This is a genomic window from Xenorhabdus innexi, from assembly GCF_002632485.1.
GTDB lineage: Bacteria > Pseudomonadota > Gammaproteobacteria > Enterobacterales > Enterobacteriaceae > Xenorhabdus > Xenorhabdus innexi.
Map to the genome: position 1 here is coordinate 1 of NZ_NIBU01000282.1, position 346 is coordinate 346.

1 pseudogene is annotated in these 346 nt (G+C 37.0%); it reads left to right on the forward strand.

Features of this window, described 5'->3' with window-relative positions:
* A pseudogene (locus Xinn_RS21625) lies at positions 1-121 on the forward strand (IS30 family transposase); the annotation flags it as partial.
* Positions 122-346: the final 225 nt, after the last annotated feature.

Sequence of the window (346 nt, forward strand, 5' to 3'; positions counted from 1 at the left end):
CTCAGAGTTGGAGATAAATCTCGTGGCAAATCGATTAAATAAACGTCCTCGAAAAACGCGAGGTTATCAAACACCGAATGAGTTATTTAAAGGCATACCGACTCGTTTACTTCGTTCATAACGGTGTTGCACTTATTATGTGAATGCAAGATTTATTCTATAAGTGATTTATACTTTATTCAGCCATCATAGACAGGATCTTAAGAATTAAGCCTTTCAAAACACGCATCCAATGTTTTGTTTTTACATGATTTTCTTTGTGGTGTTTTGAACGCGTTCTGGCATAAATATTCTTGTGCTTTTTCCAGCCAAAAATACGTTTCCGACCACGCCTTTTGGAGCAGGT